The organism is Halobacillus litoralis, from assembly GCF_009856355.1.
GTDB lineage: Bacteria > Bacillota > Bacilli > Bacillales > Halobacillaceae > Halobacillus > Halobacillus litoralis_B.
Genome location: NZ_WMEW01000032.1, coordinates 1 through 1088 on the forward strand (window position 1 = coordinate 1; position 1088 = coordinate 1088).

At 30.9% G+C, this 1088-nt stretch carries 2 protein-coding genes; both read left to right on the forward strand.

What is annotated here, in order from left to right; all coding sequences use genetic code 11:
* Positions 1-352: hypothetical protein (locus GLV97_RS19685; protein WP_237418665.1), on the forward strand; the 352-nt coding region annotated here is incomplete at its 5' end.
* 151 nt (positions 353-503) lie between these two features.
* The gene (locus GLV97_RS19690; RefSeq protein WP_160842065.1) at positions 504-1031 is read left to right on the forward strand and encodes a hypothetical protein; all 528 of its coding nucleotides are present in this window, start codon (positions 504-506) and stop codon (positions 1029-1031) included.
* Positions 1032-1088 lie beyond the last annotated feature (57 nt).

A 1088-nucleotide genomic window follows, 5' to 3' on the forward strand; every position in this document is an offset into this window, starting at 1 on the left:
AAATGGGCAGTTTTCTGGAAGACTCAGTTTCGAGATAATAAGGTTTGAAGCTCTCAATTCACTTAGGGATATATGGTTTATAGATGTTATAGTTAAAGTAATGCAAGGAGGTATTAAGGTGTTAAAAACTACCGAAAGAAGAGCCGTAATTAACAAAAATAGCAAAAAAGTCCCTATAGGTTATGGAATTATTGCTCCTGCAGTCGTTTTACTAGTTACTATTTTATTAACAATAAACAGTATTGAAGATGCTGATTATATTCTCGCTTTCATTAGTGGTTCTTTTTCAATTGTTGTAGCAGTTACACTTTTAATTAATGTTGCTAAACTAATTAAAAGTGTAAGAGGTTAGTTTTACAACGCAAGTTTAAAAAAGGACAATTGAATGGTAGACTAAGTTGGAATTATCTTCAAAACGAGTCTTACAATATAGGGGGCTTTAATGTAAATAAGACCTATAATGCCCATAGACATTTAGAACCTATTTTGTAAGAGGTGAATTTATGAAGAAAATATTTTGGATCTTCGCTCTAATTTTCCTTGTATATATTATGGTCACTCAAATAAAAGAGGGTTTTAATGATAATGACGTAGCTTACAGTTCTTTAACTGATAAAGAAATAACAGAATTCTTATCCAAAAAAAAGTTTGAACCATCACTTATAGAAAGTATTAATAATGAGACAGTCATTATCTTTGAAAAGGTAGATTCCTGGGGTTTCTATTCTTTAATGAAGCAAGACAACGAGGAGATTTTATCCAATAAAAATGTGTTAGATTCCTCTGGTAGTCCAATACAAACAGCGGGCAAAAAACAGCCAAATAGTTACCTTATAATTAAGATTAGTGAAAACTTATCTAAAAATGGTGACAGTATTGTAGCAATAGGTGAAAATGGATCTAAACAGAGGCAAGTAATTACGAAGAATCAAATTTTCTATTTTTCTAATTGGGAAGACAATGAGGAGTTAAAAAACATTAAAATCTTAGATGAACAAAATGACACAATCAGCAATATGAGAGACATATAGAACTTCCCAGAATATTTCTTAATTTAACTTGAATTCAAGTCTTCCGCTATTGGGGGC

Coding starts and splice junctions, on each gene's coding strand:
- GLV97_RS19690 (WP_160842065.1), top strand. CDS start 504: ATGAAGAAAATATTTTGGATCTTCGCTCTAATTTTCCTTGTATATATT.